Source organism: Streptococcus sp. 27098_8_23 (assembly GCF_041432195.1).
In the GTDB taxonomy this organism is placed as follows: Bacteria; Bacillota; Bacilli; order Lactobacillales; family Streptococcaceae; genus Streptococcus.
On the sequence record NZ_JAPVZF010000001.1, the window covers coordinates 400,067 to 416,685 of the forward strand.

A 16,619-nucleotide genomic window follows, 5' to 3' on the forward strand; every position below is an offset into this window, starting at 1 on the left:
CTATGAAACCTGAAAAACCTAAAAAGCTAGGTTTTAGGAAGATATACTATAACCTAGATAAGATTTTATTTCTATTTTTCTTGATATTTATGATGGTTGAGTTTGTCTGGCTACCATTAAATTCATGGATTGCTGGCATCCTTCTGAGACAAACAGGTTACTTGTTTATCTCCTACAATAACTTTTGGGCGATTATACAAGGCTCGCCTTTTATCAGTTTAGCCTTTCTCATCTTAATTGCAATCAATCTCCTGGTTGCCTATTTCCAGATTTGTCTTTTGTTTATAGGAGCTCGTCACCTTCTCTATCATGAAAAGAGAACTTTAATTGAGTACAGTAGAAAAGTATTTCGCCAGAGCTTTCTATTCGTTAAGCGATTGAGCTTTTGTAAGATGGCTTTTGTCTTTTTTTACATTGCTATGCTTTTCCCGTTCATCCGTAAGATTTTAAAAATCTATTACCTCAACAAAATTATTATCCCGGATTTTATTGTGAATTATTGGGAAGGTAAGCATTGGCTGGTAGGACTGATCCTCATAGCATCCGCTTGGATCTTTCTCTACATCTCTGTCCGATTTATGTTTGCCCTGCCTAAGATTCTCTTTGAAAGAAAGACCGTAAGAGAGAGTGTGAAATATAGTCTCAAAAAGACAAAGAAAAATGTTCTTTTCTTCTCTTGGCATCTTTTACTCATTATCATTAAAACGTATCTCTTCTTCTTTGGTTTGTTAATTCCCTTGCTTTTTGCGCAAGCAGTGATGGATAATTTAACTCAAAAAGAATCTTTGATTCTCGGTGTGATTAATTTTGTCTTGATTAAAAATTTCCATTACATGACCTTGACTTATTTCCTAGTGAAGTTTGTTTCCTTCCTGACAGGAGAAGAGTTGGAGATTATGCCAAGGCGAAAGAAAGATCATCTGATGAGATGGGGTGTCATGGGGTGTGCAAGTATCATTTTTGCCATAGAAGGCTACGTTTATCTGGAATCTCCAGATACCAATACACCTTTAGTGATTTCGCACAGAGGAGTAAGCAATAAAAACGGTGTTCAAAATACTGTGCAGTCTTTAGAAAAAACAGCTCAACTAAAACCAGATCTCATCGAAATGGATGTGCAGGAAACGAAAGACGGTCAGTTCGTGATGATGCACGATGCCAACCTCAAAAATTTAACTGGTATTAATGCTACACCGCAAGATTTGACTCTGGATGAATTAACAAATACAGATATTTACGAGAATGGTTATCAAACAAAGATTTCAAGCTTTGATGCCTATTTAGAGCGTGCAAATGCTTTAAACCAAAAATTGCTGATTGAGATTAAGACCAGTAAAAAAGATAGTCCGCAAATGATGGACCATTTCCTCGAAAAGTATGGAGCGACTATCAAGAAATATGGGCATCAGATGCAGTCACTAGACTATCATGTGATTGATAAAGTGTTGACTTATGATTCTGAAATTCCGGTTTACTTTATTCTTCCCTATAACAGTATCTTTCCAAGAACCAAGGCAACGGGTTACACTATGGAGTACTCGACTTTGGATGAATACTTTGTCAATAAACTCTGGGCAACTGATCAGAGACTCTATGTTTGGACCGTAAATGGTTCGGAGGCATTTGATAAAGCAGTTCGTCTCGGCGCAGATGGCATGATTACTGATGATCTTGAAATGGTCCAGTCACAAGTCACAACGGCTCAAGACGATCCGGAATATACGGAATTACTCTTAAAGAAAGCAATGGAATTCTTTGATTTCTAATAAAAAAAGAGAAACAGATGTTTCTCTTTTTTTGTGGATTAGAAAGGCAATTTTCCAGCGAAAGCTCCTAGTTTCTTCTTAGTCGTTTCATCAATTTGTTCAAGTGCTGCGTTAATTGCTTGCGCAGTCATGTCAGAAAGGGTTTCGAGATCTTCTGGATCTACAACTGCTGGGTTGAAGTCAATACTGACAACTTTTTTGTCTCCGGTTAGGGTTGCTTGGACAAGGTCCTGAGCTGATTTTCCAACAAATTCCATGGCAGCAAGTTCTGCTTGGCTCTGTTCCATTTGTTTTTGAAGTTTTTGTGCTTGGCGCATCATGTTTTGCATGTTCATCATGGCGGTTTACAGTTTCCTTTTATAATTATTTTCTTTCTTATTTTATCAATTTTAGGTGCAAAAGTCTATTATTTGTTTAATTCATTAGATATATGAACTTTTATAATGAGTCTCTCAAACAACTTTTAAGAAATTTACTATGCACACCTGGTATTCTTTGCTAAACAAATAATTTCATTTAAGTTTTCTTTAAGGATTCTATTATATTCTAAAGAACTCTATGTTAACCGAACGTTAAGCAGAAAATATAGAGTATAACCTAAATTTATTTCTTAATTTGTTATAGTCTTTCCAGATTTAGTAACACATTGTTCACTTTTTACCTTTAATGGTGTGTTGATTAGACTAAATGACGCTCTGTCTTTTTTTCATGATGGAGGCAGATTGTGATATAATAGATAGTAATGAGTTTTTTAGAATAAACTAAAGGAGAATATAAATGATCTATGCAGGAATCCTAGCCGGAGGAACTGGCACACGCATGGGAATCAGTAATTTACCAAAACAATTCTTGGAGTTGGGTGATCGACCTATTTTGATCCACACAATCGAAAAATTTGTTTTGGAACCAAGTATTGAAAAAATTGTAGTTGGAGTTCATGGAGATTGGGTCTCTCATGCTGAGGACTTGGTTGACAAGTATCTTTCTCTTCACAAGGATCGCATCATCATTACCAAGGGTGGTGCTGATCGAAATACCAGTATCGAGAAGATTATTGAAGCTATTGATGCCTATCGTCCAATCACTCCAGAAGATATCGTGATTACGCATGACTCTGTTCGTCCTTTTATCACACTTCGCATGATTCAGGACAATATCAAACTGGCTCAAAATCATGATGCAGTTGACACAGTAGTAGAAGCAGTTGATACCATTGTTGAAAGTACTAATGGTCAGTTTATCACTGATATTCCAAATCGTGCTCACCTCTATCAAGGTCAAACACCTCAGACTTTCCGTTGCAAGGATTTCATGGATTTGTATGGTTCCCTATCTGACCAAGAAAAGGAAATCCTGACGGATGCATGTAAAATTTTTGTTATCAAAGGAAAGGATGTTGCTCTAGCTAAAGGGGAATATTCAAACCTTAAAATCACAACGGTGACAGACTTGAAAATCGCGAAAAGCATGATTGAGAAAGACTAAGGCTATGATTAATCAAATTTATCAATTGACCAAACCAAAGTTTATCAATGTAAAATATCAAGAAGAGGATATTGATCAGGAGAATCATATCCTGATTCGTCCAAATTATATGGCGGTTTGTCATGCGGATCAACGTTACTATCAAGGGAAGCGTGATCCAAAGATATTGGCTAAAAAACTTCCTATGGCCATGATTCATGAGTCTTGTGGAACTGTTATTTCAGATCCGACTGGGACTTATGAAGTCGGTCAAAAGGTAGTTATGATTCCCAATCAACCGCCTATGCAGAGTGACAAGGAGTTCTACGAGAACTACATGACCGGAACCTACTTCCTATCAAGTGGTTATGATGGCTTTATGAGAGAATTTGTCTCTCTTCCAAAAGATCGTGTTGTGTCTTATAATGACATTGAGGACACAGTTGCAGCCATTACTGAGTTTGTAAGTGTTGGCATGCATGCCATGGATCGATTCCTGCATCTTGCTCATAGCAAGAGAGAGCGCATCGCTGTTATCGGAGATGGTAGTTTGGCCTTTGTGGTTGCGAATATTATCAATTACACTCTACCAGAAGCAGAGATTATCGTCTTTGGTCGCCATTGGGAAAAACTAGAGCTCTTCTCTTTTGCAAAAGAGTGCTACATTACGGATAATATCCCAGAGGATTTGACCTTTGATCATGGATTTGAGTGTTGCGGTGGTGATGGTACAGGTCCAGCTATCAATGACTTGATTCGTTATATTCGCCCACAGGGAACGATTCTCATGATGGGAGTGAGCGAATACAAGGTTAATATCAATACACGAGATGCTTTGGAAAAAGGATTGTTATTAGTGGGATCGTCTCGTTCAGGACGCGTCGATTTTGAGAAGGCCATTCAAATGATGGAAGTCAAAAAGTTTGCGAATCGTCTGAAGAATATCCTTTATCTTGAAGAGCCCGTGAGAGAAATCAAGGACATTCATCGTGTCTTTGCTACAGACCTTAATACTGCTTTTAAAACAGTATTCAAGTGGGAAGTGTAGAAGATGGAGGTTAATTGTGGAGAAACTCATCAAAGAAAAAATTTCTTCTTTACTATCTGATGAAGAGGAAGTACTCAGTGTTGAACAGCTGGGAGGCATGACCAACCAAAACTATTTGGTCAAAACAACCAACAAACAGTATATTGTGAAATTTTTTGGTAAGGGGACTGAAAAACTCATCAATCGTCAAAATGAAAAGTACAATCTTGAACTTTTAGAGGATTTAGATTTAGATGTTAAAAATTACCTCTTTGATATTAAGTCAGGGATTAAAGTAAATGAATACATCGAATCGGCAGTAACTCTTGATTCAACATCTATCAAGTCCAAGTTTGAAAAGATTGCACCAATTTTACAAACCATCCATGCTTCAGGAAAAGAATTAAGAGGAGAATTTGCTCCTTTTGAGGAAATCAGCAAATATGAATCCTTGATTGAGGGACCTATCCCTTATGAAAACTATGAAGCTGTAAGAAAAGATGTATTTTTACTAGAAAAGAGATTGGATGATTTGGGTGTTGATAGAAAGTCCTGCCATATCGATTTGGTACCAGAAAACTTTATCGAGTCACCTCAAGGTCGCTTGTATTTGATTGACTGGGAATACTCTTCTATGAATGACCCGATGTGGGATTTGGCAGCTCTTTTCTTAGAGTCTGAATTTACAAAGCAAGAGGAAGATGATTTCCTTTCCTACTATGAAAGTGACAAAACGCCTGTATCACGTGAGAAAATTCGTATCTATAAAATCTTGCAAGATACTATCTGGAGTTTGTGGACAGTGTACAAAGAAGCTCAAGGAGCTGACTTTGGAGATTACGGTGTCAATCGTTACCAAAGAGCTGTCGAAGGTTTGACTTATTATGGAGGTTAGGATGAAGAATAAAAATGGTGTTTCTTTTGGTCTGCTCTCTGGTATATTCTGGGGATTAGGTCTAACGATTAGTGCTTATATCTTTTCAATTTTTACAAATCTTTCACCTTTTGTGGTGGCTGCTGCTCATGATTTCTTGAGTATCTTTATCTTGTTAGCTTTTCTTTTGGTAAAAGAAAGAAAAGTTCGTCTCTCGATTTTCTTAAATATTCGAAATGTGAGTGTAATTATCGGTGCTTTACTAGCAGGACCTATTGGTATGCAGGCCAATCTTTATGCGGTTAAATATATCGGTAGTTCTCTAGCTTCATCTGTATCGGCTATTTACCCAGCAGTTTCAGTTTTACTAGCCTTCTTCATTTTGAAACACAAGGTTTCAAAGAATACAGTATTCGGTGTTTTCTTGATTATTGCAGCGATCATTGCTCAAACCTACAAGGTTGAACAAGTAAACTCGTTTTACATTGGGATTCTTTGTGCCCTTATCTGTGCCATTGCCTGGGGGAGTGAAAGTGTTCTCAGCTCCTATGCTATGGAAAGTGATTTAAGTGAAATTGAAGCCTTGTTAATCCGACAAGTAACCTCATTCTTGTCCTATCTAGTGATTGTGCTCTTTTCTCACCATTCATTTGCAGAAGTGGCAGATGGGCAATTATTCGGCCTCTTGATTGTCTTTGCGGCCTTTGATATGATTTCCTACTTAGCTTATTATATCGCCATTAATCGCTTACAACCTGCGAAAGCGACAGGTTTGAATGTGAGCTATGTAGTTTGGACTGTCTTATTTGCAGTTATTTTCTTGGGTGCACCGCTAGATATGCTGACAATCATCACTTCACTTATTGTTATGGCTGGTGTTTATATTATTATTAAAGAATAAAGGAGATTCGTGTGAAAGCGATTATTTTAGCAGCGGGCTTAGGAACTCGTCTGCGCCCTATGACTGAAAATACCCCAAAAGCTTTGGTTAAGGTTAATCAAAAACCCTTGGTAGAATACCAAATCGAGTTTTTGAAAGAGAGAGGAATTGATGAGATTATCATCGTTGTCGGTTACCTCAAAGAACAATTTGACTACCTAAAAGAAAAATATGGTGTCCGTTTAGTCTTTAACGACAAGTATGCTGATTACAATAACTTTTACTCACTTTATCTAGTAAAAGAAGACTTAGCTAACAGCTATGTCATTGATGCAGATAACTATCTTTTCAAAAATATGTTTCGAAACGATCTTAAACGTTCTACCTATTTCAGTGTTTATCGCGAAGACTGTACCAACGAGTGGTTCTTGGTTTACGGTGATGACTACAAGGTTCAAGACATTATTGTTGACAGCAAGGCTGGTCGCATTCTGAGTGGAGTTTCATTCTGGGATGCACCAACTGCTGAGAAGATTGTTGACTTTATTGACAAAGCTTACGAAAGTGGTGAATTTGTTGATCTCTACTGGGACAACATGGTTAAGGATAATATCAAAGAATTGGATGTCTATGTCGAAGAATTAGAAGGAAATAGCATCTATGAAATTGATAGTGTAAAAGATTACCATAAGTTAGAAGAGATTTTATCTACTATTGAGTAAGGAAAGAGAAGAAGGTTTGGGCCTTCTTTTTTTGTGGATTTATAACAAGAATGTTTGATATTGATTGTATTCTTTAAATGAAACAAAAATTACAAAAAAATGAACAAAATAAAACAAAAATTATTGACAACGATTTCATATAGTGTTATACTTATTACATAAAAGATAATTGAAAGAAGGGAAAATGTTATGGGATTAGATCATTTCTTTGACAAAAACCTGGTGTTTTGCTTAGAAGCGGATAATCAAGAACAACTCTTTGATCAGGTAGCAAGCTTGTTGGAAGAACGAGAAATTGTCACTCCGACTTATCGAGAAGCCTTGATCACGCGTGAAAAGTCATTTCCAACTGGTTTAGATATGGAATTTCTAGGAAAGGACTTGCCAAATGTAGCAATTCCTCATACAGATATTGTTCATAATCTAGCTGAGAAAGTAGTGGTTGTTCGATTAGAAAAACCAGTAACTTTTCACAATATGATAGCTCCTGATAAGGAAGTAGAAGTATCCCTACTCTTCTTTATCATTAACAACTCAAGTTCAAGTCAAACAAATATTCTGGCTCAGTTGATGGACTTTTTCACAGGAAATGGACATCTGGAAGATTTATCAAAAATTTCCGAACCAGAAAAACTTTATGCTTACATTGCTGAAGCAACCGCTTAATCTTGTCTATTAAAATATAAAATCGGAGGAAATCCAAATGATTAAAATTCTTGCTGCCTGCGGTGCAGGTGTTAACTCAAGTCACCAAATTAAAAGTGCTCTAGAAGAAGAACTTTCAAACCGTGGTTATGATGTTCACTGTGATGCAGTCATGGTTAAAGATGTAAACGAAGACCTTATCAAGGGCTACGATATCTTTACACCAATCGCTGCAACTGACCTTGGTTTTGAACCAGGTATTCCAGTAATTGAAGCTGGACCAATCTTGTTCCGTATTCCAGCGATGAGCGCTCCAGTATTTGACAATATTGAAGCAGCTATCAAAGAACACGGACTAAGCTAATTTATTCTTTATCTTGTTAACATTCATATAACTAAAAAAACGGGAGGAACTATTATGGATGTCATTATCGAACTAGCCAATAAGATTTTCAAGCCAGTCTTGGAAATGGGTGGTCCTATCATCATGCTGATCATCTTGACAGTATTGGCTCTACTTTTTGGAGTGAAATTCTCCAAAGCGCTTGAAGGTGGTATCAAACTTGCCATCGCCCTTACTGGTATCGGTGCTATCATCGGTATGCTCAACGGAGCTTTCTCAGCATCACTTGCAAAATTCGTTGAAAATACTGGTATTCAATTGAACATCACTGACGTTGGTTGGGCACCACTTGCAACCATCACTTGGGGATCTGCATGGACACTTTACTTCTTGCTTGTAATGTTGATTGTCAACATTGTGATGCTTGCAATGAAGAAAACAGATACACTTGACGTCGATATCTTCGATATCTGGCACTTGTCAATCACTGGTCTTTTGATCAAATGGTACGCAGACAACAATGGAGTTAGCCAAGGGGTTTCACTCTTCATCGCAACTGCAGCAGTTGTCCTTGTAGGTATTTTGAAAATCATCAACTCTGATTTGATGAAACCAACTTTCGACGACCTTCTTAATGCACCAAGTTCATCACCAATGACTTCAACTCACATGAACTACATGATGAACCCAGTTATCATGGTCTTGGATAAAATCTTTGATAAAGTATTGCCTGGTCTCGATAAATATGACTTTGACGCTGCAAAATTGAACAAAAAAATCGGTTTCTGGGGATCTAAATTCTTTATCGGTTTCATCCTTGGTATTGTTATTGGTTTGATGGGGACTCCACACCCAGTTGCTGGAGTAGAAGGAGCTGATAAATGGGAACTTGTTATTAAAGGTTGGTTGAGCCTTGGTTTGACTGCCGGTGTAGCTTTGGAACTCTTCTCACTTATCGGATCATGGTTCATCGCAGCCGTAGAACCACTCTCACAAGGTATTACAAACGTTGCTACTAAACGTCTTCAAGGACGTAAATTCAACATCGGTCTTGACTGGCCTTTCATCGCTGGTCGTGCTGAAATCTGGGCTTGTGCTAACGTACTCGCTCCAATCATGCTAGTTGAAGCTGTGCTTCTTTCAAACGTCGGTAATGGTATCTTGCCTCTTGCAGGTATCATCGCTATGGGTGTGACTCCAGCTCTCTTGGTTGTTACACGTGGTAAATTGCTCCGTATGATTATCTTCGGAACACTCTTGTTGCCTCTCTTCCTTCTTTCTGGTACTCTTATCGCACCATTTGCAACAGAACTTGCTAAAGGTGTAGGTGCCTTTCCTAAAGGTGTAGATAGTGCTCAATTGATTACTCACTCAACTCTTGAAGGACCAATTGAAAAACTATTTGGTTGGGCAATCGGTAATGCTACAACAGGTGATATCAAAGCAATCCTTGGTGCAGCAGCCTTCCTTGTATTCTATGTAGGTATCTTTGCTTGGTATAGAAAACAAATGATCAAACGTAACGAAGAATACGCAGCAAATGCTAAATAATTCGCTCCTATAAAATGTAAATTGTGAAAACTAGGTTGTTAATTTCCTACATTGGGAGTGGCAACCTAGTTTTTTATATAAAAATCTAAAAATAGTTGGAGAATATTATGGTAATTGAAATCAAATCAGACCAGTTAACGGTCCAGTTTAAAACCTTAGGTGGCGCCTTGTCGTCGATAAAGGATCGAGAAAGCATTGAGTATCTGTGGCAAGGAGATGCCACTTACTGGAGTGGACAAGCTCCAGTACTTTTCCCAATCTGTGGCTCTTTAAGAGAAGATACAGCCTTCTACAGTCACGAAGATGGAACGGAGACGAAAGGAAACATTCCTCGTCATGGTTTGGTCCGTAAAAAAGAATTTGACTTAGTTGCTCAAACAGAAAACAGCGTAACTTTTGCTATCGAAGACGATAAGAATACTTATCAAAACTATCCTTATCACTTCCGCCTTGAAATCACTTATCTAGTGACTGGCAAGACTGTTCGTACTCAATACAAAGTCTTCAATAAAGAAACTAGCAAGGTCATGCCATACTTTATTGGTGGACATCCAGGGTTTAATTGCCCTCTGCTGGATGGCGAAACTTATGAAGATTACTATTTAGAGTTTGAGAGAGAAGAGACTTGCTCTGTTCCACGTCCTTTCCCAGAAACAGGAATGTTAGACTTCCAAGATAGAAGTCCATGGTTGGATTCTCAAAAGGAAGTGGACCTCAGTTATGATCTGTTTAGTGTTGATGCAGTGACTTTGGATGAGTTGCAATCCAGAACAATTTCCCTTCGTTCTCGTAAACATGAGAAGGGATTAAAAGTACACTTCCAAGAGTTCTCAAATCTCATCATTTGGTCAACTTTGAATAAGGGACCTTTCATTGCCTTTGAACCATGGTCTGGCTTGTCAACATCTCTTGAAGAAGGAGATCATCTAGAAGATAAGAAGAATGTTTGTCTCCTAGAACCTGGTCAAGTAGATCAGATTGGCTTTGATATTGAAATATTTTAGATAAAAAACCACAAAAACAAACATTTACTGTTGACTTTTTCTATAAATAGGAGTATATTATGTTTGTAAACAACAAATGATGTTTGTAACAAACAAATAATCACTTGTTATATTCTCTATCGCAGAGAAAGTTTCTTTCTAGGAACTTGATTTCCTGGACTTGGATAAGGTGATATTCATCTCATTCAATCAAATTTGTCACTAAACTGCTAGAAAGTCTTTTGTAGGTAAACTGCTAACTATAAAAGTCTTTACTAGCCTAGAAAAATAAAAAGGAGTATACAATATGTCTATTGTTATCGGTGCAGATGCTGCAGGTTTGAGATTGAAAGAAGTTGTGAAAGACTTCTTGGAAAAAGAAAACTTCCACGTTGTGGATGTTACAGCTGAAGGTCAAGACTTTGTTGATGTGACTCTTGCTGTTGCTGCAGAAGTAAACAAAGAAGATCAAAACCTTGGTATCGTGATTGATGCTTATGGTGCTGGTCCATTCATGGTCGCAACTAAAATCAAAGGAATGGTTGCCGCAGAAGTATCTGACGAACGTTCAGCTTATATGACTCGTGGACACAATAACTCACGTATGATCACTATGGGTGCACAACTTGTTGGTGATGAATTGGCTAAAAACATTGCTAAAGGATTTGTTAACGGTAAATACGATGGTGGTCGTCACCAAATTCGTGTTGATATGTTGAACAAAATGTGCTAATTAGATTACAGTAAGAAAGGTAAGTTAAAAATGAGAATTGCAATTGGATGTGACCACATCGTAACAGATGAAAAAATGGCGGTTTCGGAATTTTTGAAATCAAAAGGATATGAAGTCATCGACTTTGGTACCTATGACCACACACGTACTCACTACCCAATCTTTGGTAAAAAAGTTGGTGAAGCCGTTACAAGCGGTCAAGCTGATCTTGGGGTATGTATCTGTGGTACTGGTGTTGGAATCAACAACGCTGTCAATAAAGTTCCTGGTGTTCGTTCTGCCTTGGTTCGTGATATGACAACAGCTCTTTATGCAAAAGAACAATTGAATGCTAACGTTATCGGTTTTGGTGGTAAAATCACTGGTGAACTGCTTATGTGTGATATCATTGAAGCTTTCATCAATGCTGAATACAAACCATCAGAAGAAAACAAAAAATTGATTGCGAAAATTGAGCACGTTGAAACTCACAATGCTCATCAAGCAGATGCAAACTTCTTTACAGAATTCCTTGAAAAATGGGATCGCGGTGAATACCACGACTAAGAGGTGACGCATGATTTTAACAGTCACAATGAATCCATCCATTGATATTTCTTATCCTTTGGATGAATTGAAAATTGACACTGTCAACCGTGTGGTGGACGTGACCAAGACAGCTGGTGGTAAAGGGCTCAATGTTACACGAGTTCTTTCAGAATTTGGTGATTCTGTTGCTGCTACTGGTTTGGTCGGTGGTAAACTTGGTGAGTTTTTAGTAGAGCATATCGATGATAAAGTAACGAAACGTTTCTTCTCTATTCAAGGAGAGACTCGTAACTGTATCGCTATTCTCCACGGAGATAACCAAACAGAAATCCTTGAAAAAGGACCCGAAGTTCTGGAACAAGAAGGGCAAGATTTCTTGGCTCATTTCGAAAATCTTCTTGACACTGTGGAAGTAGTTGCTATCTCTGGTAGTCTGCCAGCAGGTCTTCCAGTTGATTACTATGCGAGATTGGTAGAGCTTGCTAATCAAGCAGGAAAACCAGTTGTTCTGGATTGCTCAGGTGCGGCTCTTCAGGCTGTCCTTGAATCACCACATAAACCAACAGTTATCAAACCAAATAACGAAGAATTGTCTCAGCTTCTAGGCAGAGAAGTTTCTGAGGATTTAGATGAATTAAAAGAAGTTCTTCAAGAGCCTCTATTTGCAGGGATTGAGTGGATTATCGTTTCACTTGGTGCAAATGGTGCTTTTGCAAAACATGGTGACACTTTCTACAAAGTAGATATTCCTAGAATTCAAGTTGTCAATCCTGTCGGATCTGGAGATTCTACTGTTGCAGGTATTTCATCAGGTCTTCTTCATAAGGAATCGGATGCAGAACTCCTCATCAAGGCCAATGTCCTTGGTATGCTCAATGCCCAAGAAAAGATGACAGGTCATGTCAATATGGCCAACTATCAAGCTTTATATGATCAATTAATAGTAAAAGAGGTATAAAATGGTTTTAACAGAAAATAAACGTGCTTGCTTGCAAAAACTCTCTGACGAGAACGGCATTATCTCAGCTCTTGCCTTTGACCAACGTGGTGCTTTGAAACGCCTCATGGCTCAATACCAAACAGAAGAGCCAACAGTTGCTCAAATGGAAGAACTTAAGGTATTAGTTGCAGATGAATTGACAAAATACGCATCATCTATGCTTCTCGACCCTGAGTATGGTCTTCCAGCTACAAAAGCGCTTGACGACAACGCAGGTCTTCTCCTTGCTTATGAGAAAACCGGCTACGATACAACTAGCACCAAACGTTTGCCTGACTGCTTGGATGTTTGGTCTGCCAAACGCATCAAAGAACAAGGTGCAGATGCTGTTAAGTTCTTGCTTTACTATGACGTAGACAGCTCTGACGAACTCAACCAAGAAAAACAAGCCTACATCGAACGCATCGGTTCTGAGTGTGTGGCGGAAGACATTCCATTCTTCCTTGAAATCCTCGCTTATGATGAAAAAATCGCTGACGCTGGCTCTGCTGAATACGCAAAAGTAAAACCACACAAGGTTATCGGTGCTATGAAAGTCTTCTCAGACCCACGCTTCAACATCGATGTTTTGAAAGTAGAAGTTCCAGTCAACGTCAAATACGTTGAAGGCTTTGGCGATGGTGAAATCGTTCATACACGTGAAGAAGCAGCAGCCTTCTTCAAAGCGCAAGACGAAGCAACAAATCTTCCATACATCTACTTGAGTGCAGGTGTGTCAGCTAAACTCTTCCAAGAAACCCTTGTGTTTGCCCACGAATCAGGCGCAAACTTCAACGGCGTTCTTTGCGGACGTGCAACTTGGGCTGGATCAGTTGAAGCTTACATCAAAGACGGTGAGACAGCAGCTCGTGAATGGCTACGTACAACAGGTTTTGAGAACATTGACGAACTCAACAAGGTTCTTCAAACAACAGCGACTTCATGGACTGAACGTGTATAAGTTTTCCCCTAATCTTAGGAACATCGATCTAAATAAAAATTTTTAAAAAAGTTGAATGTAAAGGTTTACAAAAAAAATTACTTGTGCTATACTTAAATCACAAGTTAATACAAGGTGAGTGTTACTAAGTAATATTAGGCATGATCACAGGTGGATTAGAAATCAAAGGATTTTCTAGTTCATTTGTGGTCATTTTTTATACTCATATACCTTTAAGAGATAAAAGGAGGTTGCCATGTATCGAATTCTAAACCCAATGAATCATAACGTCTCGCTTGTCAGAAATGACAAAGGAGAAGAAGTGATTGTGATTGGTAAGGGGATTGCATTTGGAAAAAAGAAGGGGGATTTGATTGCTGAAAATCAGGTTGAGAAAATCTTTCGGATGAAGACAGAAGAGTCCAGAGAGAACTTTATGGCTCTGCTCAAAGATGTTCCGCTTGATTTTATCACAGTGACCTACGAGATTATTGATAATCTTTCTAAGAAATATAATTATCCGATTCAAGAATATCTCTATGTGACCTTGACAGATCATATTTACTGTTCTTATCAAGCTCTAACACAAGGAAGGTACAAGGATAGCAATCTGCCAGATATTTCTGCCAAGTATCCTATAGCTTTTCAAATCGCAAAGGAAGCCTTTGAAATCTATCGTCAGAAGTTGACAGATCATTTCCCTGAGGATGAAATTATTCGGATCGCTTATCATTTCATTAATGCCGAAGGTGAAAACGAAGTGGAACTTGTGGAGTCGATTGATAAGAGGAAAGAAATTCTCAGGAATGTTGAAGAAGTGCTAAAAGGTTACGCTATTCAACGAACCAAAGAGAATAATCATTTCTATGATCGTTTTATGATTCATTTGAATTATTTCTTGGATTATTTAGACAGATCTAGAGATGATAACCAATCACTTCTGGATATGGAAGATCATATTAAACAATCTTATCCAAAAGCGTTCGAGATTGGTTCCAAGATCTATGATGTGATTACGCAACATACGGGTCTTGATTTGTATAAAAGTGAACGAGTTTATCTAGTTCTACATATCCAACGTTTATTGTCATAAAAATTTAATTAAAAATACATAAGGAGAATTCTATCATGAATAGAGAAGAAGTAACATTGTTAGGTTTTGAAATCGTGGCCTATGCTGGCGATGCTCGTTCAAAACTATTGGAAGCCTTAAAGGCTGCTGAAGCTGGTGATTTTACAAAAGCGGATAGCTTAGTTGAGGAAGCAGGTGGCTGTATCGCCGAGGCACACCACGCGCAAACAAGTCTATTGACTAAGGAAGCGGCTGGTGAAGATTTGGCCTATAGTGTAACCATGATGCACGGTCAAGACCACTTGATGACTACCATTTTGTTAAAAGATTTGATGCACCATTTAATCGAACTTTACAAGAGAGGAGTTAAGTAATGAACAAACTAATTTCATTTATCGAGAAAGGGAAACCTTTCTTTGAGAAACTATCTCGTAATATCTACCTTCGTGCTATTCGTGATGGTTTCATTGCAGGGATGCCAGTTATTCTCTTCTCAAGTATCTTTATCTTGATTGCCTTTGTTCCGAACTCATGGGGTTTTAAATGGTCTGACGATGTTGTTAATCTCCTCATGAAACCTTATAGCTATTCAATGGGTATTCTGGCTCTCTTGGTAGCTGGTACAACAGCTAAGTCATTGACCGACTCAGTAAACCGTAGCATGGAGAAAACCAATCAAATCAACTATATGTCAACATTGTTGGCTGCGATTGTTGGTTTGTTGATGTTAGCAGCTGATCCGATTGAAGGTGGCTTTGCGACAGGTTTCCTTGGAACAAAAGGTTTGCTTTCAGCCTTCCTTGCTGCCTTTGTTACTGTAGCCATCTATAAGGTTTGTGTTAAGAACAACGTCACTATTCGTATGCCTGACGAAGTTCCACCAAATATCTCACAAGTCTTTAAAGATGTGATTCCATTCACTCTATCAGTGGTTTCTCTTTATGCTCTTGATTTACTAGCTCGTCATTTTGTTGGTGCAAGCGTAGCTGAATCAATCGGTAAATTCTTTGCACCATTATTCTCTGCTGCTGATGGTTATCTAGGTATTACCATTATCTTTGGGGCCTTTGCCTTCTTCTGGTTTGTGGGTATCCACGGTCCTTCCATTGTCGAGCCTGCAATCGCAGCTATTACCTATGCAAATGCCGAAGTCAACTTGAATCTTCTTCAACAAGGGATGCATGCAGATAAGATTCTTACTTCTGGTACACAAATGTTTATCGTTACCATGGGTGGTACTGGTGCGACACTGGTTGTTCCATTCATGTTCATGTGGTTAACAAAATCAAAACGTAACCGTGCAATCGGACGTGCTTCAGTAGTTCCAACTTTCTTTGGTGTAAATGAACCAATCTTGTTTGGTGCACCGCTTGTATTGAACCCGATTTTCTTTATTCCATTTATCTTTGCGCCAATTGCCAACGTATGGATCTTTAAATTCTTCATTGAGACGCTTGGCATGAACTCATTTACAGCCAACCTTCCTTGGACAACACCAGGTCCGCTCGGTATTGTTCTCGGTACAAACTTCCAATTCTTGTCATTTGTACTTGCTGCTTTGTTAATCCTTGTTGACGTAGCCATCTACTATCCATTCCTCAAGGTTTATGATGAACAAATTCTAGAAGAAGAGCGTTCAGGTAAAGCCAATGATGAATTGAAAGAAAAAGTAGCAGCAAACTTCAATACTGCAAAAGCAGATGCGATTCTTGAAAAAGCAGGTGTAGAAGCAGCGCAAAACACAATCACAGAAGAAACAAATGTTCTCGTTCTCTGTGCAGGAGGAGGTACAAGTGGTCTCCTTGCAAATGCTTTAAACAAAGCGGCAGCAGAATACAAGGTCCCTGTTAAAGCAGCAGCTGGTGGCTATGGTGCTCACCGTGAAATGTTGCCTGAGTTTGATCTGGTTATCCTTGCTCCTCAAGTTGCTTCAAACTTTGAAGACATGAAGGCCGAAACCGACAAACTTGGTATCAAACTTGCCAAGACAGAAGGTGGCCAATACATTAAATTGACTCGCGATGGAAAAGGCGCTCTTGCCTTTGTTCAAGCGCAGTTCGAAGAATAAAATGTAAATAGCGAAGAAGTGAGATGGAGGAACTCCTCCCAACT

18 protein-coding genes are annotated in these 16,619 nt (G+C 38.5%); 17 read left to right on the plus strand and 1 reads right to left on the minus strand.

Annotation, left to right across the window (positions count from 1 at the left end; translation table 11 throughout):
* Positions 1-2 precede the first annotated feature (2 nt).
* The gene (locus tag O3652_RS01975; RefSeq protein WP_084944494.1) at positions 3-1,766 is read left to right on the plus strand and encodes a glycerophosphoryl diester phosphodiesterase membrane domain-containing protein; all 1,764 of its coding nucleotides are present in this window, start codon (positions 3-5) and stop codon (positions 1,764-1,766) included.
* A 38-nt stretch (positions 1,767-1,804) separates the two neighbouring features.
* Here the strand turns inward: O3652_RS01975 and O3652_RS01980 are convergent, their stop codons facing one another.
* The gene (locus O3652_RS01980; RefSeq protein ID WP_000981515.1) at positions 1,805-2,104 is read right to left on the minus strand and encodes a YbaB/EbfC family nucleoid-associated protein; all 300 of its coding nucleotides are present in this window, start codon (positions 2,102-2,104) and stop codon (positions 1,805-1,807) included.
* Positions 2,105-2,543: 439 nt separating this feature from the next.
* Here O3652_RS01980 and O3652_RS01985 point away from each other — a divergent pair, with 439 nt between their 5' ends.
* The 16 genes from O3652_RS01985 (at position 2,544) to O3652_RS02060 (ending at position 16,575) form a co-directional block, all read left to right on the plus strand.
* On the plus strand, positions 2,544-3,251 hold the full coding sequence (locus O3652_RS01985) for a 2-C-methyl-D-erythritol 4-phosphate cytidylyltransferase (protein WP_000638514.1): 708 nt from the start codon (positions 2,544-2,546) through the stop codon (positions 3,249-3,251).
* 4 nt (positions 3,252-3,255) lie between these two features.
* A complete protein-coding gene (locus O3652_RS01990; RefSeq protein WP_125413174.1) occupies positions 3,256-4,278 on the plus strand; it encodes a ribitol-5-phosphate dehydrogenase in 1,023 nt (340 codons plus the stop codon).
* 16 nt (positions 4,279-4,294) lie between these two features.
* Complete coding sequence (locus O3652_RS01995) at positions 4,295-5,152, plus strand: phosphotransferase (protein WP_371590013.1); 858 nt, start codon at positions 4,295-4,297, stop codon at positions 5,150-5,152.
* Position 5,153: 1 nt separating this feature from the next.
* Positions 5,154-6,032 carry a DMT family transporter gene (locus tag O3652_RS02000; protein WP_000791842.1) on the plus strand — a complete coding sequence of 293 codons (879 nt, stop codon included), beginning with the start codon at positions 5,154-5,156 and terminating at the stop codon, positions 6,030-6,032.
* An 11-nt stretch (positions 6,033-6,043) separates the two neighbouring features.
* Positions 6,044-6,733, plus strand: a complete 690-nt coding sequence (locus O3652_RS02005; RefSeq protein ID WP_061427264.1) for a sugar phosphate nucleotidyltransferase — start codon at positions 6,044-6,046, stop codon at positions 6,731-6,733.
* A 189-nt stretch (positions 6,734-6,922) separates the two neighbouring features.
* Positions 6,923-7,399 (plus strand): PTS sugar transporter subunit IIA, encoded by a 477-nt coding sequence (locus tag O3652_RS02010; protein ID WP_000521979.1) that lies wholly within the window; start codon positions 6,923-6,925, stop codon positions 7,397-7,399.
* Positions 7,400-7,436: 37 nt separating this feature from the next.
* Positions 7,437-7,742, plus strand: coding sequence for a PTS sugar transporter subunit IIB (locus O3652_RS02015; protein ID WP_000590551.1), 306 nt, complete (start codon positions 7,437-7,439; stop codon positions 7,740-7,742).
* 54 nt (positions 7,743-7,796) lie between these two features.
* Positions 7,797-9,272 carry a PTS galactitol transporter subunit IIC gene (locus tag O3652_RS02020; protein WP_314979177.1) on the plus strand — a complete coding sequence of 492 codons (1,476 nt, stop codon included), beginning with the start codon at positions 7,797-7,799 and terminating at the stop codon, positions 9,270-9,272.
* Positions 9,273-9,379: 107 nt separating this feature from the next.
* On the plus strand, positions 9,380-10,276 hold the full coding sequence (locus tag O3652_RS02025) for an aldose 1-epimerase family protein (protein WP_371590015.1): 897 nt from the start codon (positions 9,380-9,382) through the stop codon (positions 10,274-10,276).
* 286 nt (positions 10,277-10,562) lie between these two features.
* Positions 10,563-10,988 (plus strand): galactose-6-phosphate isomerase subunit LacA, encoded by a 426-nt coding sequence (gene lacA / locus O3652_RS02030; RefSeq protein WP_049484386.1) that lies wholly within the window; start codon positions 10,563-10,565, stop codon positions 10,986-10,988.
* A gap of 30 nt (positions 10,989-11,018) precedes the next feature.
* Positions 11,019-11,534: a galactose-6-phosphate isomerase subunit LacB gene (gene lacB, locus O3652_RS02035; RefSeq protein WP_001216921.1), complete on the plus strand. Its 516-nt coding sequence runs from the start codon at positions 11,019-11,021 to the stop codon at positions 11,532-11,534.
* A gap of 10 nt (positions 11,535-11,544) precedes the next feature.
* Positions 11,545-12,474 (plus strand): tagatose-6-phosphate kinase, encoded by a 930-nt coding sequence (locus O3652_RS02040; protein ID WP_371590016.1) that lies wholly within the window; start codon positions 11,545-11,547, stop codon positions 12,472-12,474.
* 1 nt (position 12,475) lies between these two features.
* A complete protein-coding gene (gene lacD / locus O3652_RS02045) occupies positions 12,476-13,456 on the plus strand; it encodes a tagatose-bisphosphate aldolase (protein WP_371590018.1) in 981 nt (326 codons plus the stop codon).
* A 235-nt stretch (positions 13,457-13,691) separates the two neighbouring features.
* Complete coding sequence (locus O3652_RS02050; RefSeq protein ID WP_125397881.1) at positions 13,692-14,528, plus strand: PRD domain-containing protein; 837 nt, start codon at positions 13,692-13,694, stop codon at positions 14,526-14,528.
* Positions 14,529-14,563: 35 nt separating this feature from the next.
* A complete protein-coding gene (locus O3652_RS02055; RefSeq protein ID WP_125397880.1) occupies positions 14,564-14,881 on the plus strand; it encodes a PTS lactose/cellobiose transporter subunit IIA in 318 nt (105 codons plus the stop codon).
* The gene (locus tag O3652_RS02060) at positions 14,881-16,575 is read left to right on the plus strand and encodes a lactose-specific PTS transporter subunit EIIC (RefSeq protein WP_061421069.1); all 1,695 of its coding nucleotides are present in this window, start codon (positions 14,881-14,883) and stop codon (positions 16,573-16,575) included. The genes O3652_RS02055 and O3652_RS02060 overlap by 1 nt, the downstream gene beginning before the upstream one ends.
* The last annotated feature ends 44 nt before the right edge of the window (positions 16,576-16,619 follow it).

Excerpts from the sequence above, each read along its gene's own strand:
- O3652_RS01975 (WP_084944494.1), top strand. The coding sequence starts at position 3 with ATGAAACCTGAAAAACCTAAAAAGCTAGGTTTTAGGAAGATATACTAT.
- O3652_RS01980 (WP_000981515.1), bottom strand. The coding sequence starts at position 2,104 with ATGATGAACATGCAAAACATGATGCGCCAAGCACAAAAACTTCAAAAA.
- O3652_RS01985 (WP_000638514.1), top strand. The coding sequence starts at position 2,544 with ATGATCTATGCAGGAATCCTAGCCGGAGGAACTGGCACACGCATGGGA.
- O3652_RS01990 (WP_125413174.1), top strand. The coding sequence starts at position 3,256 with ATGATTAATCAAATTTATCAATTGACCAAACCAAAGTTTATCAATGTA.
- O3652_RS02000 (WP_000791842.1), top strand. The coding sequence starts at position 5,154 with ATGAAGAATAAAAATGGTGTTTCTTTTGGTCTGCTCTCTGGTATATTC.
- O3652_RS02010 (WP_000521979.1), top strand. The coding sequence starts at position 6,923 with ATGGGATTAGATCATTTCTTTGACAAAAACCTGGTGTTTTGCTTAGAA.
- O3652_RS02015 (WP_000590551.1), top strand. The coding sequence starts at position 7,437 with ATGATTAAAATTCTTGCTGCCTGCGGTGCAGGTGTTAACTCAAGTCAC.
- O3652_RS02020 (WP_314979177.1), top strand. The coding sequence starts at position 7,797 with ATGGATGTCATTATCGAACTAGCCAATAAGATTTTCAAGCCAGTCTTG.
- O3652_RS02025 (WP_371590015.1), top strand. The coding sequence starts at position 9,380 with ATGGTAATTGAAATCAAATCAGACCAGTTAACGGTCCAGTTTAAAACC.
- lacA (WP_049484386.1), top strand. The coding sequence starts at position 10,563 with ATGTCTATTGTTATCGGTGCAGATGCTGCAGGTTTGAGATTGAAAGAA.
- lacB (WP_001216921.1), top strand. The coding sequence starts at position 11,019 with ATGAGAATTGCAATTGGATGTGACCACATCGTAACAGATGAAAAAATG.
- O3652_RS02040 (WP_371590016.1), top strand. The coding sequence starts at position 11,545 with ATGATTTTAACAGTCACAATGAATCCATCCATTGATATTTCTTATCCT.
- lacD (WP_371590018.1), top strand. The coding sequence starts at position 12,476 with ATGGTTTTAACAGAAAATAAACGTGCTTGCTTGCAAAAACTCTCTGAC.
- O3652_RS02050 (WP_125397881.1), top strand. The coding sequence starts at position 13,692 with ATGTATCGAATTCTAAACCCAATGAATCATAACGTCTCGCTTGTCAGA.
- O3652_RS02055 (WP_125397880.1), top strand. The coding sequence starts at position 14,564 with ATGAATAGAGAAGAAGTAACATTGTTAGGTTTTGAAATCGTGGCCTAT.
- O3652_RS02060 (WP_061421069.1), top strand. The coding sequence starts at position 14,881 with ATGAACAAACTAATTTCATTTATCGAGAAAGGGAAACCTTTCTTTGAG.